Raw genomic sequence first — 24,122 nt, forward strand, 5'->3', positions numbered from 1 at the left:
CCCGCCCGCGCGCGCGCGCGCGACCCCTGGACCCACCTGGCCGCGCACACGCCGGCCCGCATCGCGCTCGGTCGCGCCGGGCCGGGCCTGCCGACCCGCGAGGTGCTGGGCTTCGCCCTCTCCCACGCCCAGGCCCGCGACGCCGTCCACACCCCCTTCGCCGCCGATGAGGTCGCCCAAAAGATCGAAGCCCTGGGTCTCGCCGCCCTGGCGGTGGAGAGCGCCGCCCCCGACCGGGCGACCTATCTGCGCCGGCCAGACCTTGGCCGCCGGCTGTCCGACCGCGCGCGCGCCGTGCTGGCGGAGCTGAAACCCGCCCCCTGCGATCTCGCCCTCGTCGTCGCCGACGGCCTGTCGAGCGCCGCGGTCCACGCCCATGCCGCCCCCCTGATCGCCGCCCTCCTGCCCAGGCTCGAGGGCCTGTCGGTCGGGCCCGTCGCCATCGCCCGCCAGGGCCGCGTGGCCCTGGGCGACGAGATCGGCGAGGCCCTGGGCGCGCGCCTCGTCGCCGTGCTGATCGGCGAACGGCCGGGCCTGTCCGCGCCGGACAGCCTGGGCGTCTATCTGACCTTCGCCCCGCGGGTCGGTCTGACCGACGCCGCCCGCAACTGCATCTCCAATATCCGCGGCGAGGGGCTCGGCTATGACGAGGCCGCCTTCAAGCTGGCCTGGCTGATTGCGGAGGCCCGCCGCCTCGGCCTGACCGGCGTGGCCCTGAAGGACGAGAGCGATCTGGCCCGCCTGCCGCCCGCCGGCGCGACCCTCCTGCCGAAGCGCTGAGCGTCCGGGCGCCCCGGCGCCACGCAAGGCGGCGGCGCGGGCGCCTGGGACAGGCCCTGCAACTCTCGGTTTGCGCCTTCGCTGTTCCCATCACATCGTTCGTCGACCAGGATCTTTCAGGAGGCGGCGGTGAGCGAGATCAAGGAAGCGGGCGTCAGCTACGAGACCGTGGGCGCCGAATATTTCGAGAAGCGCGGACTGAAGCGCTATGCCGGGGTCTTCTCCTTGTGGGCGCTGGGGGTGGGCGCGGTGATCTCGGGCCAGTTCTCCGGCTGGAACCTCGGCATGGGGACCGGCGGCTGGGGCGGCATGTTCGTCGCCACCCTGATCATCACCGTGATGTATCTGGGCCTGACCTTCTCGATCGCCGAGATGGCGGCGGCCCAGCCCCATACCGGCGGCGCCTATTCCTTCGCCCGCGCGGCCATGGGCCCCTGGGGCGGCTTCATCACCGGCCTGTGCGAGAACGTCGAATACGTCCTGACCGCGGCGGTGGTCTGCTTCTTCATCGGGACCTATCTCAGCGCGATTTTCGGCACGCCGCCCGAGTTCCAGCCGGTCTATTGGATCGGCGCCTATCTGATCTTCGTGGGCGTCAATGTCGCCGGCGTCGCCCTGTCCTTTCAGGTCACCGTTGGGGTGACCCTGCTGGCCCTGGCGAGCCTGGTGGTGTTCTGGGCGAGCGCCCTGCCCCATGCCGACTTCTTCAAATACGCCATGAATGTCGGGCCGGGCGGCACGGAGCTTCCGAACGGCCACGGCCCCTTCCTGCCCGCGGGCGTCGGCGGCGCGCTCGCCCAGCTGCCCTTCGCGGTCTGGCTGTTCCTGGCCATCGAGCAGCTGCCCCTGGCGGCCGAGGAATCCCACACCCCGCAACGCGACCTGCCCAAGGGCATCCTCGCCGGCATATTCACCCTGATCATTTCGGCCCTGCTGGTGCTGTGGCTGAACTCGGCCATCGCGCCGGGGACCTTCCAGCTCGCCAAGTCCGGCCAGCCGATCCTGGACGGCTTCGCCGCCCTCTATGGCGGCGGCCTCGCCAAGGTGCTGTCGGCGGTGGCCGTGGCCGGTCTGGTCGCCAGCTTCCACGCGGTGATCTTCGCCTATGGCCGCCAGGTCTATTCCCTGTCGCGGGCCGGCTACTTCCCGCGGGCCCTGTCCGTGACCCATGGCGCGCGCAAGACCCCCGACATCGCGCTGTTCGCCGGCAGCCTGATCGGCCTCCTGGTCATGCTGGCGGTCTGGTTCGCCCTGGGGTCCGAGAAAGGATCGGCCGCCATCGGCGGGACCCTGCTGAACATGGCGGTCTTCGGGGCGATGTTCTCCTATGTGATGCAGGGCCTGAGCTTCATCCTGCTGCGCCGCAAGCTGCCGGACCTGGAGCGGCCCTATCGCAGCCCCCTGGGCGTGGCCGGCGCGGCGGCCACGGTCGTGATCTCGATCGTCACCATCCTCTACCAGCTGAAGGACCCGATCTACCGCACCGGGGTGCTGGGGGTGGCGATCTGGTTCGCCGTGGGCGCCCTCTATTTCGCGCTCCAGGGACGCCATCGGCTGGTGCTCTCCCCCGAGGAGGAGTTCGCCCTTGGCAAGGGCAAGAGCGGCTATAAGGCGCACTAGGGACGCCACGCCGGCGGTTGGAACAGAGCTAACGGCCTGTTTATCTTACGGACGTCATGAAAGGGGGCGCTTGCGGAGCCGCCCATGTTCACATCTGTGCCGCCCAACATCGAAGGATCTGGCCTCGCCGCCAGACTCGCGGGGTTGGCGCAGCAGGACATGCACGCCCTCATGCTCTGCGATCCCGAAGGGCGGCTGGTCTGGATCAATGAGGGATTCACCCGCCTGACCGGCTTCAGCGCCCAGGAGGCGCTCGGCCACCGGCCCGGCGCCCTGCTGGCCAGTCCGGACACCGACACCGACACCTTGGCGACCCTGCGGGCCCACATGGCGGCCTGCCAGCCCTTCCGGGCGGAGGTCGAGAACCAGGACAAGTCCGGCCGCCGCTTCTGGATCGACCTGCACGTCCGCCCCCTTCTGAACGCCTGCGGCGTGCTGGAGGGATTCAGCGGGCTGATGATCGAATCCGCCCCCCGGATCCACCTGCAGGAGCAGCTGAAGGCCGCCGCCGCCTCCCTGTCCTCCGCCGCGCAGCTGGCGAGACTGGGCGGATGGGAGGCCGACCTGCGCCGTCAGGTCATCCGCTGGAGTCCGGAGCTCAAGACCCTGCTGGGCCGGCCGGAGCCGGTCGAGCCGATCTCGAAGTCCCTGGAGATCTATCCCGACGAGACCCGCGACGGGATCACCGACCTGCTGACCAAGGCGATCGCGGCCGGAGAACGGATCGAGTTCGAGGCGCCGGTCCTCACCGGCTCTGGGGAGCAGATCTGGCTGCGGGTGATCGGCGAGCTCGAACTGGTCAACGGCCGCTGCGTGGCGGTTCGCGGCGCCAGCCAGGACGTCACCGCCCAGCGCCAGGCCAATGCCGAACTGCGCGCCTCGGAGCGCTTCGGCCGCGGGGTCATCGACGGCATCGGCGCCTTCCTGAGCGTGATCGACCAGGACGGCGCGATCGTCGAGGCCAACAAGGCGTTCCGGACCCTCGCCGCCCAGCTGAGCCAGGTCGAGGTCTACCCCATGGGCCGCAACCTGTTCACGATCCTGGCGGGCCTGCCCGGCCGGCATGGCGCGGCCCTGACCCGGGGGATCCGCGCGGTCCTGGCCGGAGAGCGCCCCACCTACAGCCGCGCCTATTCGTCCCGCAGCTGCGAGTGGTTCCGCCTGACCGCCTCGCGTTTCGATGGCGAGGGGCCGGTGCGCTGCGTGGTGATCACCCAGTCGATCGAGGACCTGAAGCGCCAGGAACGGCGGCTGATGGAGATGAACCAGCGGCTGAAGCGCGCCCGCGACGAGGCCCACTCCGCCAGCCAGTCGAAGTCCGCCTTCCTGGCCACCATGAGCCACGAGATCCGCACGCCCCTCAATGGCGTGCTGGGCATGGCCCAGGCCATGGCCCGGGACGAGCTGACCGATGTCCAGCGCGAGCGCCTGGGGGTGATCCGCCAGGCGGGCGAGACCCTGCTCGTCCTGCTCAATGATCTCCTGGACCTGTCCCGCATCGAGGCCGGCAAGCTCGATCTCGAGGACGGCGTCCTGGACATCCGCCAGATGCTGGCCGGGGTTCAGGCCACCTTCACCACCCTGGCCGCCGACAAGGATGTCTCGCTCGCCATCCATATCGCCCCCGAGGCCGAGGGCCGTTGGCGCGGCGATCCGACGCGGGTCCGCCAGATTCTCTACAATCTGGTGTCCAACGCCGTGAAGTTCACCGCCCGCGGCGCCGTCGAGGTGACGGTCAAGCTTGGCGCGCCAGGCCTTGTATTCTCGGTGTCCGACACCGGCCCGGGGATCGCCGACGACCGGATGGCGCGCCTGTTCGAGAAGTTCGTCCAGGCCGACGCCTCGACCACGCGCCGCTATGGCGGATCCGGCCTGGGGCTGGCCATCTGCCGTCAACTGGCCGATATGATGGGCGGAGAAATCGAGGCGCATAGCGAGCTGGACGTGGGTTCGACCTTCACCGTGACACTGCCGCTCGAACGGCTCGAGGGCGAAGGGCCGCCCCCGCTTGTCGAGACGCGGCAGGAGGCGCCGGACGGCCGTCTGGACCTCAGGATCCTCGCCGCCGAGGACAACCCCATGAACCAGATGGTCCTCAAGACCCTGCTGGCCCAGTTGGGGCTCGAGGTCCATTGCGTGGGCGACGGCCGCCAGGCGGTGGAAGCCTGGTCGCAGGGGCAATGGGACGCCATCCTGATGGACGTCCAGATGCCGGTCATGGACGGGCCCGCCGCCACGCGCGAGATCCGCCGCCGCGAGTCCGAGAGCGGCCGCGTCCGCACCCCGATCATCGCGCTCACCGCCAACGCCATGGCCCATCACCAGGCGGAATATCTCGGGGCCGGCATGGACGTCATGGTGCCCAAGCCCCTGGAGCTGGAGCGCCTTCTGCTGGCCATCCAGGACGTGCTCGACGAGGCCGACGCGGGCCAGATCGACATCGTCTGACGATCTGGACGCCGGGCCCGCCGGCCCTCATGCTTCCCCCATTGAATTAGATCATTTGGGAGGACGCACATGGACCTGCGCAATTTGGGACGCAGCGGTCTGAAGGTCAGCGCCATCGGCCTGGGCTGCAACAATTTCGGCATGCGGATCGATCAGGCCCAGACCCAGGCCGTCGTCGACGCCGCCCTCGAGGCCGGGATCAATTTCTTCGACACCGCCGACATCTATGGCGGCGCCCAGTCGGAAGTGTTCCTGGGCCAGGCCCTGGCGGGGAAACGCGACCGGGCGATCGTCGCCACCAAGTTCGCCAATCCCATGGGCGAGGGCGCCTACCGCCGCGGCGGCTCGCGGCGCTATATCGTCAGCGCGGTGGAGGCGAGCCTCAAGCGCCTCAACACCGATCGCATCGATCTCTACCAGATGCATGTCCCCGACGCGGACACGCCGATCGAGGAGACCCTGCGCGCCCTCGACGACCTCGTGCGCGCCGGCAAGGTGCTCTACCTCGGCAATTCCAACTTCTCGGGCTGGCAGATCGCCGACGCCGACTGGATCTCGAAGACCCAGGGCCTTGAGCGCTTCGTCTCGGCCCAGAACAATTACAGCCTGCTGGAACGCAATGTGGAGCGCGAGGTGCTGCCCGCCTGCGAGCGCTTCGGCCTGGGCTTCCTGCCCTTCTTCCCCCTGGCCTCGGGCCTCTTGACCGGCAAGTACCAGCGCGGCGAGGCGCCGCCCGAGGGCACGCGACTGGCGGCCTGGGGCGCCCGCGGCCAGGCGGCGCTCAACGAGCGGAATTTCGACAGGGTGGAGAAGCTGCAGGCCTGGGCGCTGGACCACGGCCACAGCCTGCTGGAGCTGGCCTTCGCCTGGATCCTCGGCCACCCGGTCGTGTCGTCGGTGATCGCCGGGGCCACCTCGCCCGCCCAGATCGCGGCCAACGCCAAGGGGGCCGACTGGAAACTCACCCCCGACCAGGTCGACGAAGTCGCCAAGCTGATCAGTTGAGATCGCGCGCCCTCCGGCCCGCATGGGCCGGAGGGCGCGGCTTCATCTTACGGCTTCTTGACGGCCTGCACCTCGATCTCGGCCAGCATGCCGGACGCCACCAGGGCGGCCACCTGGACCGTCACGCGGGCCGGCTTGTTGGGCTGGTCCTTGGTGCCGAAGTATTGGCTGTAGCCTTCCATCATGCCGGCGAAGTCCATCTTGCCGCCCTTGGCCGGGTCGCCGGCCAGATAGACGCGCATCATCACCACGTCGCCCATGGTCAGGCCCTGGGCGGTGAGGATGTCGGAGATCTTCTTCATGATGCCCAGGGTCTGGGTCTTGGTGTCGCCGAACTCCGGCGCCGTGCCGGCCGGGGCGCCGGCGTTCAGGGCCGGCGGGGTCTGACCCGAGACATAGACCGTGGTGTAGCCCGGCGGCACGACGGTGGCCGAGGCGATCGCCGCGGTCGGCGCGCCCACATGGACCACCTGGGCGGCGGCCGGCGCTGCGGCGGCGAGCAAGGGCAAGAGGGCGGCCAGCATCAGTTTGCGCATCGGGTTCTCCCATGTTCGCGCCGCGCGCCAGATGCGGCGGCGGTCGCGTGACTGCATCATCTCTAGGCGCTGGGGAGCGGCGAGACAGCTCTGCCTCGCTTTCGCCCGCCCAGGCGCCTGCCAAGGAGGCGCTCCGGCGCGCCGCGCCAAGACCGTAAGCCCGGTTACGCGCTGAAACCATGACCGCGGCCGGGCGGCCTGCGAATTGGTCCCTGTCCGGCCTCGGCGCCGCACCGACAGGCACGGTCATGCCAGTGAACACGTTCAGTCAAAGGCGAAATGTTCAATCCCAGGGCGCCAGGCGCTCAAATATTCCTCAAATATTCGAGTCACCGCCCAAGCTATCGTCATTCGGGAAGTTCCCAAGGAATGAACTCATAGCGAAATCAGCCCAAAAGTCGCCCAATCCGTGAGCATACGGCGATCATTTCAGCCACGAAATCGCCACGGCCCGAAGCGCAGCCGGGCTCTGATTGACACCCTACAGGATCCATGACGAGCCTTTATTAGACCTTAAACGCCGATTCAAAACTCGCGTTGGGCTCATAGTATGCGTCAACGATACAAATAAGACATGTCGAGGAAACACACGGGGCGGGCTCACAGTATTGTTGTGAGAATGCGTCTGTATGAGAGTTTCAAATTTTACAATTACCTCGAACGACTCGCAGATGTGGGTCCATTCGGCGTCATTGCTCGCATTCTTTGACACTACGACACGGGTTTCACCTGTCGATCGCGTCTCAAAAGGCGGAACTCATTCCGTCAGAACGCCGATCGGCGGTTCGATTTTCAGGTCCTGACGCCATCGGGACTTGATTCAGCGCGGCCCCAGACGGGCCGCCAATGATGAGGGGCAATAAGCATGACAAAAAAACAACGTATTGGATGGTTCGCGGGCGTCTCCTTGGCGAGCCTCGCAGCCGCCGTCGCCACCAGCGCCGCCGCGGCGGCCGGGCCGGCTGAAGTCGAAGAAGTCATCGTCACCGGCAGCCGGGTCACCGGCATGAAGGCCGCCGACAGCGCCGCGCCGATCCAGGTGCTCGGCGCCGTCGCCATGAAGCAGGTCGCCCAGCCCGACCTGATCCAGGCGATGGCTCAGAACCTGCCGTCCTTCAACGCCCAGGCCTATGGCGGCGACGCCGCCAACCTGACGCTGTCGGCCGCCCTGCGCGGCCTGAGCCCCAACCACACCCTGGTGCTGATCAACGGCAAGCGCCGTCACGCCACCGGCAACCTCGCCGTGCTCGGCGGCAGCCCCTATTCGGGTTCGGCCACCGCCGACCTGGGCCTGATCCCGGTCGGCGCCATCGACCACGTCGAAGTCCTCCAGGACGGCGCCGCGGCCCAGTACGGCTCTGACGCCGTCGCCGGCGTCGTGAACCTGATCCTCAAGAGCGCCTCCAGCGGCGGCGTCGCCACCGTGACCGGCGGCCAGTACTACAAGAATGGCGGCAAGTCGGGCGCCTGGTCGTTCAACAACGGTATGAAGCTGGGCGAGAACGGCTTCATCAACTTCACGGTTGAAGAGCGCTATCACGAGTTCAGCCGCCAGGGCGGCGCGGACCGTCGCCTGTTCAACCGCGACGGCACGCTGAAGTCCACGGTCAGCGCCGTCGACAAGGGCGTGCTGAACATGGCCGGCTCGCCGAACGTCAACAACATCATCGGCGACCCGCAGTACAATATCTACAACGGCTTCTTCAACGCGGGCTACGACCTGGGCGGGGGCGTCGAGCTCTACAGCTCCGGCAGCTACAGCCACCGCAACGCGGACTCCTACGAGAACTACCGCGTGCCCTCGAAGATCTCCGGCAAGACCTCGACCGGCGTGACCTACTACCCGCTGCCCAGCGGCTTCAACCCCACCGAGACCCTGGCCGAGGACGACTATTCGTTCACCGGCGGGATCAAGGGGTCGATGGACACCTTCACCTGGGACCTGTCGAGCACCTACGGCCAGGACGCCGACAAGATCTACACGAACAACTCGGCCAATGCTCAGCTGTTCCCGGTGCTCGCGGCGGTCTCGGCCACCCCGATCATCCCGCAGCGCGACTTCTATGACGGCCAGTTCAAGGCCACGGAGTGGACGACCAACGCCGACTTCGTGAAGACCTTCGAGATCGGCGCCGCCACCCCGCTGAACTTCGCGTTCGGGGCCGAGTATCGCAAGAACACCTACAGCATCGAAGCGGGCGAGCCCTCGTCCTACTACGGCGCCGGGGCCCAGTCCTTCACCGGCTATGACCCGTCCAACGCCGGCGAGCACAGCCGCCATGACTATTCGGGCTATGTCGACTTCGCCGTCGACCCGATCAAGGACCTGCACGTCGACCTGGCCGGCCGCTACTCCAAGTACAGCGACTTCGGCGACGCGACGGTCGGCAAGCTGACCGCCCGCTACGACTTCAGCCCGATGTTCGCCCTGCGCGGCACGATCAGCTCCGGCTTCCGCGCCCCGACCCTGGCGGAGGAATTCTATTCCGGCACCAACGTCTCGCCGTCCTCGGCGGCCGTTCAGCTTCCGGCGAACTCGGCCTCGGCCCTGATCGCCGGCTTCCAGCCGCTGAAGCCTGAAAAGTCCAAGAACTACAGCATCGGCTTCGTCGCTCACCCGATCGAGCGGATGCAGATCACCCTGGACGCCTATCAGATCGACATCACCGACCGCATCCAGACGACCGGCTTCCTCTACGGGTCGATCGTTTCGGGCGGGAAGAACAACGTCATCTCGCAGGCGGTGCTGGACTCCATCACGGCCCACGGCAACACGCTCGACTCCGGCATCTCCTACGCCGGCATCAACGTGTTCACCAACGCCGTCGACACCCGCACCAAGGGCGCCGAGCTGACCGTCACCTATTCCACCGACTTCGGCGAATACGGCCATGTCGATTGGACCGGCGGCTTCAACTACAACGAGACCAAGGTCACCCACCAGAACCCGCTGCCGGCCCAGGACTTCTCGGCCCTGCCGGCGATCATCACCCAGAACACCCTGCTGTCGTCCAGCGCCCTCACCGGCCTGACCACGGCGACGCCGAAGTTCAAGATCGTCGGCGGCGGCTACTGGACCCTCGGCAACTGGAGCGTGAACCTCCGCGAGTCGATCTACGGCAAGTCCTCGACCCTGGTGAGCACCGCCAACATCTTCACCAACCTGGAGATCCCCACGGCGGCCATCACCGACCTGACCGTGGCCTACAAGGTCACCCCGGCCCTCAAGGTCGAAGGCGGCGCCAACAACCTGTTCGACAAGAAGCCGCCGAACGTGCCCTACCTGTCGTCGATCGGCCGTCCGGCCAACGGCAGCAACGTCTATGACGCGCCCATGACCTCGTCGCCGTACGGGATCAACGGCGGCTACTACTACGCCCGTGTGACCGTCACCTTCTAAGGTCGCACGCCTAAGCCAAAGGCCGGGGCGGATCGGGGGAGACCTCGATCCGCCCCTTCCGTTTGCGCCCTATGCAGGCCCGACCTCGGGCGCGTATGGGAAAGACGCCGCAGACGGCCCATCAGGAAGACGACATGGCCTCCATGACCGCAGGCCCGGCCGCCGCGGCCGCCATCATCGAGCGCGCCGCCGCCCTGCTCGCCACCGACCCCGCCCGCGCCGGGCGCGAGGCCGAGTCGGTGCTCAAGGCCGATCCGCGCGACCCCCGCGCCGCCCTGATCCTGGCCTCGGCCCGGCGACGCCTCGGTGATCCCCGCGCGGCCCTGGCCATCCTAATCCCCCTGGCCCGCGCCTTCCCAAAGGCCGCCAACACCCAATACGAACTGGGCGTCGCCCTGGCCGCCGTCGGCGACGTCGCCGCCGCGGTCGCGGCCCTTCGCCAGACGGTCAGCCTCCACCGCGACCACGCCGACGCCTGGCGCGCCCTAGGCGACCTCCTGTTCCGCGACGGCCAGGCCGCGGCCGCCGAGGCCGCCTTCGCCGAGCACCGCCGCGCCGCCGTCACCGATCCCGCCCTGAAGCCGGCGGCCGAGGCCCTGTTCCGCGGCGATGTCGCCACGGCCGAGCAGATGGTCCGCCAGCGCCTCCTGACCCATCTGGACGACGCCGCCGCCACCCGGATGCTGGCCGAGATCTATGCGCGCCAGTCCCGCCACGGCGACGCCGAACTGCTGTTCGCCCGCAGCCTGGAGCTGGACCCCGGCCATGACGGCGCCCGCTTCAGCTACGCCGACGCCCTGTTCAAGCAGCAGAAGGCCACCCAGGCGCTCGCCCAGATCGAGGCCCTGGTCGCCCGCGCCCCCAAGGACCCCGCCTATCTCAACCTCTTGGCGGCCTGCCTGGCCCTGGTGGGCGAGGACGACCGGGTGATCGCCATCTTCGAGGATCTGCTGGGCGACTATCCCAAGCAGCCCCGGCTCTGGCTGAACTACGGCCACACCCTGCGCGCGGTCGGCCGCCGCGATGACGCGGTCGCCGCCTATAAGCGCTGCCTGGCGCTGGCCCCCGACCTCGGCGACGCCTACTGGAGCCTCGCCAATCTCAAGGTCGCCTCCTTCTCCGAGGCCGAGGAGGCGACCATGCGCGCCGCCCTGGCCAGGCCCGACCTGGCGATCGACGACCGGCTGCACCTGCACTATGCGCTGGGCAAGGCGCTCGAGGACCGCAAGGATTTCGAGGCCTCCTTCGGCCACTATGCGCAGGGCGCCGCCCTGCGCCGGACCGCCACGCCCTATGATCCGGAGACCACCACCGCGCTGATGCGGCGGTCAAAGGCGCTGTTCACCGAGGCCTTCCTGGGCGAGCGCCAGGACCTGGGCGCAGCCGACGAGGCCCCGATCTTCATCGTCGGCCTGCCCCGCTCGGGCTCGACCCTGATCGAGCAGATCTTGGCCAGCCACTCCCAGGTCGAGGGCACCATGGAGCTGCCCGACATCGGCCTGATCGCCCGCGGTCTCGGCGCCGACTATCCGGAGGCGCTGGCCCGGCTCGACGGTCCGGCCCTGAGGGCCCTGGGCGAGAGCTACATCGAGACCACCCGGGTGAACCGCAAGCTCGGCCGGCGGTTCTTCATCGACAAGATGCCGAACAATTTCCAGCATGTGGGCCTGATCCGGCTGATCCTGCCCAAGGCCAAGATCATCGACGCGCGCCGCCACCCGATGGGCTCCTGCTTCTCGGCCTTCAAGCAGCACTTCGCCCAGGGCCAGTCCTTCTCCTATGACCTCACCGACCTCGGCCGCTACTATGCCGACTATGTGGAGCTCATGGCCCATTTCGACGCCGTCGCCCCGGGCCGCGTCCACCGGGTGCTCTATGAGGACATGGTCACCGAGACCGAGCGGGAGGTCCGCCGCCTGCTCGCCTATTGCGGCCTCGCCTTCGAAGAGGCCTGCCTGAAGTTCTATGAGAACGACCGCACCGTGCGCACCGTCAGCTCCGAACAGGTGCGCCAGCCGATCTATCGCGGCGGCCTCGACCAATGGCGGGCCTATGAGCCCTGGCTGGGTCCGCTGAAGGACGCCCTCGGCCCGGCCTATGAGGGCTGGCGCGGCTAGAGCGCCTTGCCCATCCGCTTCAGCGGCACGGCCACCCCGGTCGAGGTCACGCTCTCGAACGGCTCGATCACCTCATAGCCGCAGGCGCGATAGAGCGGCTCGCCGGCCAGGGTCGCGGCCATCTCGGCGCGGCGGAAGCCCTCCGATCGGGCCGCGGCCTCGCAGGCGGCGAGGATCAGCCGACCCACCCCGCGCCGGACGAAGTCGGGGCTGGTGTACATGGCCCGGATCCGCGCGGCGTCCTTCGCCGGATCCAGCAGGGCCGCGTCGCGCCCCGCCGAGTGGTCGCCGCCGAACAGGGTCGCCCGCCGGCTCCAGCCGCCGCAGCCGGCCAGGGCGCCCGCTTCCTCCACCACGAAATAGGTGCGGTCGGCGACCAGCTGGGTGTCCAGCCCCATCACCTCGAACGAGGCCGCCAGCTGGGCGGGATCGAGGAAGCGCGTCTGCAGCTCCCCGATCGACCGGGCCATCAGGTCGCGCAGGGCGGGGAGGTCGGCCTCGGTCGCGAGGCGGAGGGTCAGGTCGGACATGGCGCTAGTCTAGACGGCGCCCCGGCGGCTCGGCGATGGTCCATCCGCCGCAAGGGTCGATTTCACCTCGCCTGGCCGCCGGCGAGCATGAGCCGCCCAGCTTGGCGGCGCCGCGACGATAGCCTATGCCAGGGACATGGCAGGCGCCGGCGTTTTCGATCTGTTCAAACTGGGCGTCGGCCCCTCCAGCTCCCACACCATGGGGCCGATGACGGCGGCGGCGCGCTTCGTCGCGCGGCTGGCCGACCTCGACCTCCTGCCCCGCACGGCGCGGGTGACCATCAGCCTGTTCGGCTCGCTCGCCCTCACCGGTCGGGGCCACGCCACCGACCGCGCGGTGATCCAGGGCCTGGCCGGTTTCCGCCCCGCCACCATCGACCCCGACGCCGCCGAGACCGCCCTGGCGCAGATCCGCGCCGAGTGCCGGCTGACCCTGGGCGGCGACGGCCCGGTCATCGGCTTCGACGAGGCCCGCGACATCCTCTGGCGCGGCCGCGAGCGTCGGCCCCAGCATCCCAACGCCCTCAGCTTCCAGGCCCTCGACGCCGACGGGACCGTCCTGGACGAGCGCACCTATTTCTCGGTCGGCGGCGGCTTCGTCCTCGACGAGGCGGAGATCGAGGCCAACGCCGCCCCGGCCCGGACCCTGCCCGAGCCCTATCCCTTCAATTCCGGCGTCGAACTGCTGGACCAGGCCGAGCGCGCCGGCCTGACCCTCGGCGCCTGATGCTCGCCAATGAGACCGCGACGCGGTCCGAGGCCGAGGTGTTCGAGGGGCTCGACGCCATCTGGGCGGCCATGGAGGCCTGCATCGAGCGCGGCCTGCGCCAGGACGGCTGCCTGCCCGGCGGGCTGCAGGTCCGCCGCCGCGCACGCCAGATCCACACCGACCTGACCGGCAAGGCCGAGCGCAATCTCTCCGACCCGTTGGCGGCCCTGGACTGGGTCAATCTCTGGGCCCTGTCGGTCAATGAGGAGAACGCCGCGGGCGGCCGGGTCGTCACGGCCCCCACCAATGGGGCGGCGGGCCTGTTGCCGGCGGTGCTGCGCTATTACGACCGCTTCTATCGCGGCACGGCGGAGGGTCGCCGCACCTTCCTGCTCACCGCCGCGGCCATCGGCGCGCTCTACAAGAAGAACGCCTCGATTTCCGGCGCCGAGGTCGGCTGCCAGGGCGAGGTCGGCGTCGCCTGCTCCATGGCCGCCGCCGGCCTCACCGCCGCGCTCGGCGGGACCAACGCCCAGATCGAGAACGCCGCCGAGATCGCCATGGAGCACAATCTGGGCCTCACCTGCGATCCCATCGGCGGCCTGGTCCAGATCCCCTGCATCGAGCGCAACGCCATGGGGGCGGTCAAGGCGATCGACGCCTCGCGCCTGGCCCTGCTCGGCGACGGCCAGCACACGGTCAGCCTCGACAAGGTCATCGCCACCATGAAGCGCACCGGCGACGACATGAGCGAGATCTACAAGGAAACCTCGCTGGGCGGCCTCGCCGTCAACATGGTCGAGTGCTGACAAGGCGCGCGCCATGGGCCACCCTCCCCCCATGACCCTGCTCCCGCTCCCCGCCCAGGCCGCCGACGTTCCGTTCCCGACCACGGCCTGGCCGCAAGGCGACCTGCCCGCCGGCCTCGACCGCACCCGCTTCGACGCCCTGATGGGCAAGGGCTTCGCCGATTTCGGAGAGACCCACGCCGTGGTCATCGTCCAGGGCGGGCGCCTCATCCATGAGCGCTATGGTCCCGAGCACGGGCCCGACAAGACCTGCATGTCCTGGTCCAAGGCCAAGTCGATCACCCAGGCCCTGGCCGGGATCCTGGTCGGCGACGGCAAGCTGGATATCCACGCCCCCGCCGACGTTCCGGAATGGAAGACGCCGGGCGATCCCCGCGGCGCGCTCACCCTCGACCTCCTGCTGCGCATGTCGAGCGGGCTGGAGTTCTCGGAGGTCTATCTGCCGGACCAGCCGTCCGACACCATCGCCATGCTCTGGGGGCCGGGCAAGGACGACGTCGCCCACTACGCCGCCGACAAGCCCTTGGCCCACGCGCCGGGGACCTTCTTCTCCTATTCCAGCGGCACGACCAATATCGTCGCCCGCACGCTCTCGCGGGCGATCGACGCCTATGGGCCGGACTTCGAGGCCTTCATGCGGGCCCGGCTGTTCGAGCCCCTGGGCATGACCAGCCCGGTCCCGAAGTTCGACGCCGCCGGGACCTTCATCGGCTCGTCCTTCTGCTTCACCACCGCCCGCGACTTCGCCCGCTTCGGCCTGCTCTATCTGCGCGACGGCGTCTGGGACGGCCGCCGCATTCTGCCGCAGGGCTGGGTCGACTACGCCCGCACGCCGACCTTCCAGCAGCCCGATTGCGAAGACGGACCCTATGGCGCCCATTGGTGGCTGGGCCTTGGCGGCCCCGGCAGCTTCTCGGCCAACGGCCACGAGGGCCAGTTCACCGTGGTGGTCCCCGACCTCGACCTGGTCTTCGTCCGCCACGGCCGCACGCCGATGGAGCTGCGCGACGGCCTGAAAGCCTGGGTCGGCGAGATGGTGGACCTGTTCCGCTAGGCGTCAGGCGCCGAAGTCGTCCCGGAACCGATCGATCTGGTGCATCCGCTCGTGCAGAATGGTGACGATGCCGACGGCGCCGTCATCCAGGCGCTTCCAATAGATCAGGTGCTTTTCGTACCGACAGACATAGCCGTCGACGCCGAACGCCGCCGGAATCGGTCGCCAGGGAAAGGCCCGGGCGGCAATGGCGTCGAACCGGGCGAACAGGCCGCCGATATAACGCTCCGCCTGGGCCTCGCCCCAGGTCTCCAGGGTGTAGGCGTAGATCTCGTCCAGGCGATGGGCCGCCGCCGACTGGATCCTGAAACGGCTCACCTCGCCGCGCGCTCACGCCCGCGCCGGATCACGCTCTCGGCGTCCAGCTCCACATAGCTGGCGTCGGGCTGGGCGAAGGCGTGTTGCAGTTCGGCCTTCAAGTGCTCGAAGGCCGCCGCCTCGTTGCGCTCCATGTCGCGCCGGATCAGATCGCGAACATATTCGCTGACGTTCTCGTAGGCCCCGTCCTCGGCGACATTGGCGGCGACGAAGTCGCCAAGCCGGCCACTGACCCGGACATTCAGCGTCATGGTCTTGGACATGAAAGGCCTCCCACAGCAATTGTCCTCAATATAAGGAATATTCTGGACGCCACAACGCCCCGCTACAGGCATCGGGGCCTTGAGCCCTGCCGCACATCCTGCTCCAACTGAGGGGCCGCGACGTGCGCGGCTGGAGCCAGGACGCCCTTCATGACCGCCGCCGTCTCGCCCCGCGTGGAGCTCACCCTTCGGGGCGTGATCCTGGGGATCCTCATCACCCTCGTGTTCACGGCGGCCAATGTCTATCTGGGCCTCAAGGTCGGTCTGACCTTCGCCTCCTCGATTCCGGCGGCGATCATCTCCATGGCCCTGCTGCGGGGCTTCAAGACCTCGACCATCTTCGAGAACAACATCGTCCAGACGGTGGCCTCGGCGGCCGGCGCCATGGCCTCGGTGATCTTCGTCCTGCCCGGCCTCGTCATGATCGGCTGGTGGACCGGCTTCCCGTTCTGGACCGCCTTCGGCATCTGCGCGGCCGGCGGGGTGCTGGGGGTGATGTACACCATCCCCCTTCGCCGGGCGCTCGTCACCCAGTCGCCCCTGCCCTATCCGGAGGGCGTCGCCGCCGCCGAGGTGCTCAAGGTCGGCTCAGGCTCGCGCGGCCAGGAGGGCGAGGCGGCGTCCGAGGGCAAGGCGGGCCTGGCCGCCATCACCCTGGGCTCCGTCGTCTCGGCCCTGTTCGCGCTGGGAACCGCCATCCGGGTCTTCGCGGGCGAGGTCGCGGTCTATTTCCGGGTCGGGACCGGCGGGGCGGCCACCGGCATCGGCGCCTCCATGTCGCTCGCCCTGCTGGGCGCAGGACACCTGATGGGGATCTCGGTCGGCATCGCCATGCTGACCGGCCTCGTCATCGCCTGGGGCGCGGCCGTTCCCATCCTCACCCACATGGCCCCGGCCGCCGGCGCAGCGGCCGACATCGCCACCGGCGTCTGGTCGCACAAGGTCCGCTTCATCGGCGCGGGCGCCATCGCCGTCGCCTCCATCTGGACGCTCGGCAAGCTGATCATCCCCGTGGGCCAGGGCCTGGCCTCGGCCATGGCCGCCCAGAGCCGCCGCAGCGCCGGCGAGGGGGCCGACCTGCCCCTGGTCGAGCGCGACATGCCGATCTTCTGGGTGGGCGCCGTGTCGCTCGCCTGCCTGATCCCCATCGCCCTGGTGGTGGTCAAGTTCATCGGCGGCGGGGCGCTGGCGCCTCTGACGGCGTCCCTGACCGTGGCGTCGCTCGCCTATATCGTGGTCGGCGGCTTCGCCGTCGCCGCGGTCTGCGGCTACATGGCCGGCCTCATCGGCTCGTCCAACAGCCCGGTGTCGGGCCTGGCGATCCTGGCCGTGCTCGGCTCGGCTCTGACCATCGCCGCCATCGCCAAGCCGCTGATCGGCGCCGGCGACCCCAAGCCCATGGTCGCCTTCGCCCTGCTGGTCACCAGCATCCTGCTGGCCGTCGCGGTCAGCGCCAACGACAACCTCCAGGACCTCAAGACCGGCCAACTGGTGGACGCCACGCCCTGGCGCCAGCAGGTCGCCCTGGTCATCGGGGTGATCGCCGGCTCGGCCGTCATCCCGCCGATCCTCGAACTCCTGAACCATGCCTACGGCTTCGCCGGCGCCACCCACGGCATCTCGGCCCAGCCCCTGCCCGCGCCCCAGGCGACCCTGATCTCGACCCTGGCCACCGGGGTGATCGGCGGCAAGCTCGACTGGGGCCTGATCGGGGTCGGCGGCCTGCTCGGCGCCGCCCTGGTGGCCGTGGACGAGATCCTGCGCCTGGCCACCCGCAACCGCCCCGGCGGGGCGCTCAGCCTGCCGCCGCTCGGCGTCGGCATGGCCATCTATCTGCCCGCCACCGTGACCTTCCCGGTGGTGATCGGCGCCACGGCCGGCTGGATTTATGACCGCCTGGTCGAGCGCAGCCCCCACGGCGAGATCGCCAAGCGGCTCGGCGTCCTGACCGTCTCCGGTCTGATCGTCGGGGAGAGCCTGTTCAATGTGGCTCTGGCCGGCCTGATCGTGGTCACCGGCAAGGGAACGCCGCTGGCCCTGGTCGGCGACGCCTTCCAGGACAAGGCCGCCTGGATCGCCGCCGCCGCCTTCCTGGCCACGCCGATCGGGCTTTATCTGTGGAGTTCGAACCGGGCGAAGCGGGTCTGATCCTCCCCCGCAAGGCGGGGGGCTATTTGAGCGATCCTTCTCCCCTTGCGGGAGAAGGTGTCGTCCGGATGGACGACGGATGAGGGGTCTTGCTCCCCTTTCAGCTGACGTCTGCCAGCCTCCATCCGGCGAAGTCTAAGAAACCCCTCATCCGTCAGCTTCGCTGACACCTTCTCCCGCAAGGGGAGAAGGGGAGACGTCGACAAGGGCCGCCCGATCTAGGGGGAAGGCAATGGCCCATGCGCTTTCACCGCCACGGCCAGCTCCTCACGCATCATCGCCTTCAGCCGCTCAGGCGCCAGAATCTCGACCTTGTCGCCCCAGGTGAACAGGTGCCAGGCGAGCTCGCGCATGCCGCCGGCCTGGAAGGTGGCCAGCACCGATCCGTCGGCCTGGCGCTCCAGCGTCTGGGTCGGGTGGAAGCGCCAGCCCAGCGCCTCCTCCGCCCCGTGGGGCAGGATGCGCAACCGCACCTCCTCCACCGCGTCCTGATAGATGCCGAAGCTGCGGGTGACGAAGGCCTGCAAGGTGAAGCCCTCCGGCCGGGTTCCCGGCGTCGGACTGACCTTGATGTCGCGGATGCGGTCTAGCCGCCAGGTGCGCGGCTCCGCGCCGCCGCCCTCCGCCCCCACCAGATAATTGGCGCGGCCGAACAGCAGGCCGAAGGGGGTGACCTCCCGCTCGCGCCCCGGCGTCGAGCCCCCCTCATATTTGAACTTCAGCCTGCGCAGCGACATGATCGCCTCGCGCACCGGGCCCAGCACGGTCTGGTCCTCGAAGGGCCTGGGCCCCGCCTGGAACGACATGATCTCGGCCTCCAGCAGGGCCTCCATGTCCGGCGCCAGCTTGCGCCGCACGCCCGCCCGCACCGCCGACAGCACCTTCTGCTCCAGGCTGGTCAGGGCCGCCGCCCGGGTGGTGGCGCCCAGGGTCTTGAAGTTCTCCGCCGCCGCGCGCAGGGCGGCGAACTCATCGGCGGTGGGGGCCTGGAAGATGCCGTCGAGGCCGGCCGGAATGCGGAACCGGCGGGTCGGCGGATCGTCCACCTCCTCCATCTGCGGAAAGGCCTCGCGCACCGCGTCGCGCATGCGCTCGGCCGTGCGCCGCCCGACCCCCATGGCCTGGGCCATCTCGTCCAGGGTCAGGCCCTCGGCGGACGAGGCCAGCAGGCGGGCCAGCTCCAGCAGCCGTGTCGCCTTCTCGTGCCGCAAGCGCCGATCTCCCCTTCGAGGCCCCGACCCTACCGATCCGCGCGCGCGGCTACCAGCGGGCGCGGGGCTGAGCGGTGATCGCCGCGACGAAGCGCGCCAGCCCGTCCGCCAGGGCGGCCGACAGGTCCGGATCGGCGACAATCCCCCCCGCGTCCAGGCTGCGCCCGCGCAGGTTCAGGATAACGAAAGCCTCCTCCACCAGCCGGGCCGACATGGTGGCCAGGATCTCCTTCAGCTGGGCCGGCGCATGCACCGAGCCCGGCGAGGTGTTGATCAGGATCGTCGGCGTGTCGGCGAACTCCAGGCTGGAGACCAGCCAGTCCAGCCCGTTCTTCAGGGCCCCCGGAACCCCGTGCGCATATTCCGGCGAACAGATCATCAGGCCCTCGCTCGCCCCGATCACGCGGCGCAGGGCCAGGACCGCCTCGGGCGGCGTCTCGGTGTCGAGGTCCGGATTGAAGTGCGGCAGGCCGGCCAGGCCGTCATAGATCACGACCTCCACGCCGGCCGGCGCCAGCCGCGCCGCGGCCTGCAGGGCCGAGCCGTTGGAGGAGACAGCCCGGAGGCTGCCGCAGAGGGCGAGCAGACGCATGGAGGCAACCTCGCGAGTCGACGTCCGTTGTTAAGCCGAGTCGGTTCGCTGTCCCGGACCCCGAAAAACGAGAACATAGCAAAAACCTACGACCGTTTCTGACGCATCACGCCCCTAGGGTGATCCTCGCCGAAACGAAAGGAGCTGCTCATGCCCAACGTCGCTCACCTCCGCCCCGCCCGCTCGATCCGCCCGGAACCGCTGTTCCTGTTCGACGCGCGCCGGCCCCAGGTCGCCGCCGACGCCGGCATGATCTCCAAGGTCATCACCCACGCCGATCTCTGCACCCGCATGGCCGGCGGCCGCATGAAGCTGCGCCTCAGCGCCGAGATGGTCGAGAGCCTGATCGCCCAGGGCCGGCTCTCCGCCGCCGATCATCGCCTCTCCGACCTGACCGTGGTCTGGGACGAGAGCCAGGGCGAGGTGGTCTCGGTCCGCGACGACGCCCGCGTCCGCGACGCCGCCGCCCGCTGGGCCGAATGGGACAATCTCTGGGACGAGGAAAGCTACGCCGCCGAAGAGCCCCGCTCGGTCGCGGCCTGAAAAAACAGAACGGCGCCCGGTCGCCCGGACGCCGCCCCTCCCCGTGCATTGGGCTTTCCCGCCGGTGGGAAGAAAGCCCGGCGGGGTCAGTCCAATCCGATCTAGTACTTCACCGTGAACGACGCCCCGAAGGTGCGGGTCTGGCCGGGGAAGCGGACCACGACGTTCGCGTTCGAGCTGACGGCGGTCCAATAGTACTCGTCGGTCAGGTTGCGGCCCCAGAGCGCGGCCTCCCACTTGTCGTCGAGCGAATGGATGCCGATGCTGGCGTTCAGGGTGCTGTAGTCCGGGATGCCGAACAGCGGATTGCCGTCCAGGTCGGCGTGCGACTTGGTCTGATGGTGGCCGTTGATCGCCACCTGCAGGCCCAGCTTGTCCGTCAGGTCGTGGTTGTACAGCGCCGTCAGGCTGCCCTGGAAGGTCGGGCTGTACAGGAACGGCTTGCCGTCGAAGCTGGTGGTCTTGCCGGCCGCATTGATCCCGACATAGCCCTTCACCTCGGTGTGCAGCCAGGTGCCCGACCCCATCAGGGTGAGCGACGGGGTGACGCGCCAGGTGACGTCGCCGTCGAAGCCGTAGGCCTCGGACTTCGGCACATTGGCGAGGCGGGCCAGCGCCGTATAGATCGGGTCGGCGAAATAGACGCTGAGCTGCTTGTCCTTGTAGTCGTAATAGAAGGCCGAGAGGTTGGCCTGCACCCGGCGCTCGAACAGCGCCGCCTTGATCCCGGTCTCATAGGCCAGCAGCAGTTCCTGGCGGGCCGGCGCGTCCTGGGTCGAGATATTGGCCGCATTGATCGGCGTGGCCCCGGCCTTGGCGCCGCGCGACACCGCCCCGTAGAGCAGCACATTGTCGGCCGGCGTCCAGTCCAGCGACACCCGCCAGGCCACATTGTCCTCGTCCAGCTTGGAGGTGACGATGCCGAAGCTGTGGGTCGTGGGGTTGAAGGTGTTGCACTGGCCCTGGGTGATCGGCGCCACCAGCCCGTTGGCCGCGAAGAACAGGGCGCGGTTGGTGACATTGACGTTGGGCAGCATGTTGCCGTTGAAGTCGCGGCTGCAGCCGGCGAAGTCCTGCTTGTCCTGGGTGTAGCGGATGCCCGCGGTCAGCTTCAGGACGTCGGTCAGCTTGTAGTCGCCATTGGCGAAGACGCTCTGGGTGGTGGTCTTGATGTTGCCGACGTCGCGATAGGTGCGGAACGCCTGGCTGGCCTGCAGCGGGGTGTAGCCGCCGGAATTGAACGGCGTGCCCAGCAGGGTCAGGGTGTAGTAGCGGATGAACGGCACATTGGCGTTCTGGCCGAGCAGGGTGCGGTTGGAGTCGAGGATGGTGTCCTTGCCGTAATAGGCGCCGACCAGCCAGTTGGCCTTGTCGGTGTGGCCCTCGGCGTGCAGCTCCTCGGCGATGGATTCGATGTCGCCTTCGGCGTGCTGGACCAGGATCTCGTAGGGCGCGCGACCAGTCGAACACCGCATCGCGCTTCAGCTTGTTGTAGCTGGTCAGCGAGACGATCTTCACATCGTCGCTCAGGTCATAGCCGACCCGCAGCTTCACCGCGTTGAAGGTGTTGTTTTCGCGCAGGGGCCCGCCGATGCCCAGGCCCGTGCCCACGTCCGTGGCGCGCTGGCTGTAGGGCGCCCAGTCGGCCTGGTCGGCCGAGGTCGGCACGTGGGTCGAGATATAGGTGGCCAGGCCCGGCGCATTGAACAGACTGGTGGTCCCGCCGTTCGCGGGGTCCGTCGCCGGGGTGAAGCCGATGCCCTGGGCCGCCACCGTGTCGGACTGGTTCTTCCACCAAGTGTAGCTCAGGTCGACCTTCAGGGCGTCGGTGGGCTCGAAGGCCAGGGCCCCGCGCACGCCATAGCGATGGACCTCGCCCAGCTTCTCGCCGCGGGTGTTGGACTTCTGCCAACCCTCGTCGCTGTCGTCGGTGCGGAAGGCCAGGCGGCCCTGGACCTTGTCACCCAGCGGGCCGGAGATCATGCCCTCGATATTGTGGGTCTTGTAGTTGCCCACCTCGGCGGAGATCTGCGCCTGGAAGGTGTCGGTCGGCTTGTTGGTGACGAAGTCGATCAGGCCGGCCGTCGTGTTGCGGCCATAGAGCGTGCCCTGCGGGCCCTTCAGCACTTCCACCCGCGCCAGGTCCATGACCGGGCCGGTGTTCATCATCGGATAGGCGTAGGCGACTTCGTCGACATAGGTGCCGACCGTCGAGGTCGCCGACATGTTGATCGTGTTGAAGCCGATTCCGCGCAGGGTGTAGGTCGGCACCCCCTGATAGCTCTGCGACACCGAGAAGCTCGGCACCACGCTGGCCAGGTCCTTCACATTGGTGACGTGCAGCTTTTCCAGCTGGTCGCCGCGGAAGGCCTGGATGGCCATGCCGACGCTGTTGGCGGTCTCTTCGCGGCGCTGGGCGGTGACGACGATGGCGTCGACCGTGGTGGCCTGGTCGGTCTCCGCGGCGGCGGCGGCGTAGGCCGGCGCGACGCTCAACAGCGCCCCGGCGGAGGCGCCAAGCGCCAGCATGGCGCGGAGGGTGCGGGTCTGGATCATCTGTATCTCCCCAATCAAGCCCGGCCGCCTCGCGTGGGCGTCCGTGGTCTGTCGGGGGGAAGCTCCCCAAACCGGGGGCCTGGAACAAGCTATCGAAGCTGATAGGTCCGCAGCGAAACCCGCGCCCCTGTGCTCTTGGCGCGACAGGTCCCGCTACGGCAGCGGCTCAGAGCCCCAGCACCAGCCGGGCCATGATGTCTCGCTGGATCTCATTGGAGCCGCCATAGATCGAGGCCGCGCGGTTGTTCATGTAGCGCGCCATGCTGGTCAGGCCGTGCTCCGGCCCGACGAACGGCAGGTTCGAGCCCGGCGCGCGGGCCTCCAGCTGCTCGACCCCGGCATAGTGGGCCAGGCCCTCGATGGCGATCTCGTCCAGCCGCTGCATGGCCTCGGTGCCTTGCGTCTTCAGCATGGACGAGGCCGGCCCCGGATTGTTGCCCGAGGCCAGCGCCGCCAGCACCCGGTGCTCGGTCATCTCGATGGCGTCGAGCGCCACCCCGGCCGCCGCCAGCTTGGCCCGGAAGGCCGGATCGTTGATCAGCGGCCCGCCGCCGTCGCCGGCCTCCTCTCGCGCCAGGGCCTTGAGCCGTTCGAACGAGACCTTCAGCCCCGCCGCCGAGCCGCCGCCACGCTCGAATTCCAGGAGGTACTTGGCCACCGTCCAGCCGGCGTTCTCCGCCCCGATCCGGCTCGAGACCGGCACGCGGACATTGTCGAAGAACACCTGGTTCACCTCATGCTCGCCGGCCAGGGTGATAATCGGCTTTACGCTGATCCCGGGCGTGTCCATCTCCAGCAGCAGGAAGGTGATCCCCGCCTGGGGCTTGCCCTCCGTCTGGGTGCGGACCAGGCAGAACATGCGGTTGGCCCAGTGGGCGTGGGTCGTCCAGATTTTCGACCCGTCGAGCACATAATGGTCGCCGTCCAGCCGCGCGCGCAGCTGCAGGGCCGCCAGGTCCGACCCCGCGCCCGGCTCGGAATAGCCCTGGCACCAGTAGTCCTCGCCGGCCAGCATGCGCGGCAGGTAGTAGGCTTTCTGTTCGTCGGTGCCGTAGCCCATGATCACCGGCCCGACCATCTTCAGCCCCATGGGCGCCAGGCTCGGCGCGCCAGCCCGCGCGCATTCGGCCGCGAAGATGTGGCGCTGCATCTCGTTCCAGCCGGGCCCGCCATATTGCACCGGCCAGGCAGGGGCGACCCAGCCCTTCTGGTGCAGGATCTTCTGCCAGGCGAGGCTGTAGGCCTTGTCCATGAACACGCTGGTCGCCCGACGGCCGGCCTGGCGCAGCTCCGGCGTCAGGGCCTCGTCGAGAAAGGTTCGCACCTCGTCGCGAAACGCCAGGTCCTGCGGTGAAAGATCGAGATTCATGGCGCGCTTCCCCAGCGGCGCCGTTTCCCGACGCCGCGTTCAGGTCTAGGCATCGCCACTATGGCCCGCGGGATCAAGCTATCGGGAGTGATAGGCCAGCAACCGGGCCGTGTT

Annotated in this window: 17 protein-coding genes and 2 pseudogenes; 10 read left to right on the forward strand and 9 right to left on the reverse strand. The window is 68.9% G+C overall.

Features of this window, described 5'->3' with window-relative positions; all coding sequences use genetic code 11:
- The 4 genes from eutC to MQH10_RS15040 all read left to right on the forward strand — a co-directional run.
- On the forward strand, positions 1 to 780 hold a 780-nt coding region (gene eutC, locus MQH10_RS15025), incomplete at its 5' end, for an ethanolamine ammonia-lyase subunit EutC (protein WP_272886961.1).
- 129 nt (positions 781 to 909) lie between these two features.
- A complete protein-coding gene (locus MQH10_RS15030) occupies positions 910 to 2,400 on the forward strand; it encodes an amino acid permease (RefSeq protein WP_242564844.1) in 1,491 nt (496 codons plus the stop codon).
- 84 nt (positions 2,401 to 2,484) lie between these two features.
- A complete protein-coding gene (locus tag MQH10_RS15035) occupies positions 2,485 to 4,848 on the forward strand; it encodes an ATP-binding protein (RefSeq protein WP_242564845.1) in 2,364 nt (787 codons plus the stop codon).
- A 69-nt stretch (positions 4,849 to 4,917) separates the two neighbouring features.
- Positions 4,918 to 5,853, forward strand: coding sequence for an aldo/keto reductase (locus tag MQH10_RS15040; RefSeq protein ID WP_242564846.1), 936 nt, complete (start codon positions 4,918 to 4,920; stop codon positions 5,851 to 5,853).
- Positions 5,854 to 5,900: 47 nt separating this feature from the next.
- On the opposite strand, the gene MQH10_RS15045 is transcribed toward MQH10_RS15040, so the two are convergent.
- On the reverse strand, positions 5,901 to 6,389 hold the full coding sequence (locus MQH10_RS15045) for a RidA family protein (RefSeq protein WP_242564847.1): 489 nt from the start codon (positions 6,387 to 6,389) through the stop codon (positions 5,901 to 5,903).
- A 907-nt stretch (positions 6,390 to 7,296) separates the two neighbouring features.
- Here MQH10_RS15045 and MQH10_RS15050 point away from each other — a divergent pair.
- Both MQH10_RS15050 and MQH10_RS15055 read left to right on the forward strand, forming a co-directional pair.
- Positions 7,297 to 9,789: a TonB-dependent receptor plug domain-containing protein gene (locus MQH10_RS15050; RefSeq protein WP_242564848.1), complete on the forward strand. Its 2,493-nt coding sequence runs from the start codon at positions 7,297 to 7,299 to the stop codon at positions 9,787 to 9,789.
- Between the two features lie 134 nt (positions 9,790 to 9,923).
- Positions 9,924 to 11,906, forward strand: a complete 1,983-nt coding sequence (locus tag MQH10_RS15055; protein WP_242564849.1) for a tetratricopeptide repeat-containing sulfotransferase family protein — start codon at positions 9,924 to 9,926, stop codon at positions 11,904 to 11,906.
- Here MQH10_RS15055 and MQH10_RS15060 read toward each other — a convergent pair.
- Positions 11,903 to 12,436, reverse strand: coding sequence for a GNAT family N-acetyltransferase (locus tag MQH10_RS15060; protein WP_242564850.1), 534 nt, complete (start codon positions 12,434 to 12,436; stop codon positions 11,903 to 11,905). The two genes, MQH10_RS15055 and MQH10_RS15060, sit on opposite strands and share 4 nt — an antisense overlap.
- A 136-nt stretch (positions 12,437 to 12,572) precedes the next feature.
- Here MQH10_RS15060 and MQH10_RS15065 point away from each other — a divergent pair.
- A pseudogene (locus MQH10_RS15065) lies at positions 12,573 to 13,954 on the forward strand (L-serine ammonia-lyase).
- A gap of 13 nt (positions 13,955 to 13,967) precedes the next feature.
- Entirely contained in the window at positions 13,968 to 15,008 is a 1,041-nt protein-coding gene (locus MQH10_RS15070; protein WP_242564851.1) for a serine hydrolase domain-containing protein, read from the forward strand.
- A 3-nt stretch (positions 15,009 to 15,011) separates the two neighbouring features.
- On the opposite strand, the gene MQH10_RS15075 is transcribed toward MQH10_RS15070, so the two are convergent.
- Together MQH10_RS15075 and MQH10_RS26865 are read right to left on the reverse strand one after the other, a co-directional pair.
- The gene (locus tag MQH10_RS15075; protein WP_242564852.1) at positions 15,012 to 15,326 is read right to left on the reverse strand and encodes a type II toxin-antitoxin system RelE/ParE family toxin; all 315 of its coding nucleotides are present in this window, start codon (positions 15,324 to 15,326) and stop codon (positions 15,012 to 15,014) included.
- Positions 15,323 to 15,589 carry a ribbon-helix-helix domain-containing protein gene (locus MQH10_RS26865; RefSeq protein ID WP_419720779.1) on the reverse strand — a complete coding sequence of 89 codons (267 nt, stop codon included), beginning with the start codon at positions 15,587 to 15,589 and terminating at the stop codon, positions 15,323 to 15,325. The genes MQH10_RS15075 and MQH10_RS26865 overlap by 4 nt, the downstream gene beginning before the upstream one ends.
- A 150-nt stretch (positions 15,590 to 15,739) precedes the next feature.
- On the opposite strand from MQH10_RS26865, the gene MQH10_RS15085 reads away from it, so the two are divergent.
- Positions 15,740 to 17,737: an OPT family oligopeptide transporter gene (locus tag MQH10_RS15085; protein ID WP_242564853.1), complete on the forward strand. Its 1,998-nt coding sequence runs from the start codon at positions 15,740 to 15,742 to the stop codon at positions 17,735 to 17,737.
- A 218-nt stretch (positions 17,738 to 17,955) separates the two neighbouring features.
- Here MQH10_RS15085 and MQH10_RS15090 read toward each other — a convergent pair whose 3' ends face one another.
- Together MQH10_RS15090 and MQH10_RS15095 are read right to left on the reverse strand one after the other, a co-directional pair.
- Positions 17,956 to 18,948 carry a helix-turn-helix transcriptional regulator gene (locus MQH10_RS15090; protein WP_242564854.1) on the reverse strand — a complete coding sequence of 331 codons (993 nt, stop codon included), beginning with the start codon at positions 18,946 to 18,948 and terminating at the stop codon, positions 17,956 to 17,958.
- A gap of 49 nt (positions 18,949 to 18,997) precedes the next feature.
- Positions 18,998 to 19,540: an NADPH-dependent FMN reductase gene (locus MQH10_RS15095; RefSeq protein WP_242564855.1), complete on the reverse strand. Its 543-nt coding sequence runs from the start codon at positions 19,538 to 19,540 to the stop codon at positions 18,998 to 19,000.
- 150 nt (positions 19,541 to 19,690) lie between these two features.
- Here MQH10_RS15095 and MQH10_RS15100 point away from each other — a divergent pair, with 150 nt between their 5' ends.
- Positions 19,691 to 20,083 (forward strand): hypothetical protein, encoded by a 393-nt coding sequence (locus MQH10_RS15100; RefSeq protein ID WP_242564856.1) that lies wholly within the window; start codon positions 19,691 to 19,693, stop codon positions 20,081 to 20,083.
- Positions 20,084 to 20,184: 101 nt separating this feature from the next.
- On the opposite strand, the gene MQH10_RS15105 is transcribed toward MQH10_RS15100, so the two are convergent.
- From MQH10_RS15105 to MQH10_RS15115, 3 genes and pseudogenes are all read right to left on the reverse strand, one after another.
- Positions 20,185 to 21,558 carry a TonB-dependent receptor domain-containing protein gene (locus MQH10_RS15105; protein WP_242564857.1) on the reverse strand — a complete coding sequence of 458 codons (1,374 nt, stop codon included), beginning with the start codon at positions 21,556 to 21,558 and terminating at the stop codon, positions 20,185 to 20,187.
- A gap of 661 nt (positions 21,559 to 22,219) precedes the next feature.
- Positions 22,220 to 22,465 (reverse strand): annotated as a pseudogene (locus tag MQH10_RS15110) (TonB-dependent receptor plug domain-containing protein); the annotation flags it as partial.
- 340 nt (positions 22,466 to 22,805) lie between these two features.
- Positions 22,806 to 24,008: an acyl-CoA dehydrogenase family protein gene (locus MQH10_RS15115; protein WP_242564858.1), complete on the reverse strand. Its 1,203-nt coding sequence runs from the start codon at positions 24,006 to 24,008 to the stop codon at positions 22,806 to 22,808.
- Positions 24,009 to 24,122: the final 114 nt, after the last annotated feature.

This window comes from Phenylobacterium aquaticum (genome assembly GCF_022695515.1).
Classification (GTDB): Bacteria; Pseudomonadota; Alphaproteobacteria; order Caulobacterales; family Caulobacteraceae; genus Phenylobacterium; species Phenylobacterium aquaticum.

Coding starts and splice junctions, on each gene's coding strand:
- MQH10_RS15115 (WP_242564858.1), bottom strand. CDS start 24,008: ATGAATCTCGATCTTTCACCGCAGGACCTGGCGTTTCGCGACGAGGTG.
- MQH10_RS26865 (WP_419720779.1), bottom strand. CDS start 15,589: ATGTCCAAGACCATGACGCTGAATGTCCGGGTCAGTGGCCGGCTTGGC.
- MQH10_RS15060 (WP_242564850.1), bottom strand. CDS start 12,436: ATGTCCGACCTGACCCTCCGCCTCGCGACCGAGGCCGACCTCCCCGCC.
- MQH10_RS15095 (WP_242564855.1), bottom strand. CDS start 19,540: ATGCGTCTGCTCGCCCTCTGCGGCAGCCTCCGGGCTGTCTCCTCCAAC.
- MQH10_RS15100 (WP_242564856.1), top strand. CDS start 19,691: ATGCCCAACGTCGCTCACCTCCGCCCCGCCCGCTCGATCCGCCCGGAA.
- MQH10_RS15105 (WP_242564857.1), bottom strand. CDS start 21,558: ATGCGGTGTTCGACTGGTCGCGCGCCCTACGAGATCCTGGTCCAGCAC.
- MQH10_RS15055 (WP_242564849.1), top strand. CDS start 9,924: ATGGCCTCCATGACCGCAGGCCCGGCCGCCGCGGCCGCCATCATCGAG.
- MQH10_RS15070 (WP_242564851.1), top strand. CDS start 13,968: ATGGGCCACCCTCCCCCCATGACCCTGCTCCCGCTCCCCGCCCAGGCC.
- MQH10_RS15085 (WP_242564853.1), top strand. CDS start 15,740: ATGACCGCCGCCGTCTCGCCCCGCGTGGAGCTCACCCTTCGGGGCGTG.
- MQH10_RS15045 (WP_242564847.1), bottom strand. CDS start 6,389: ATGCGCAAACTGATGCTGGCCGCCCTCTTGCCCTTGCTCGCCGCCGCA.
- MQH10_RS15035 (WP_242564845.1), top strand. CDS start 2,485: ATGTTCACATCTGTGCCGCCCAACATCGAAGGATCTGGCCTCGCCGCC.
- MQH10_RS15040 (WP_242564846.1), top strand. CDS start 4,918: ATGGACCTGCGCAATTTGGGACGCAGCGGTCTGAAGGTCAGCGCCATC.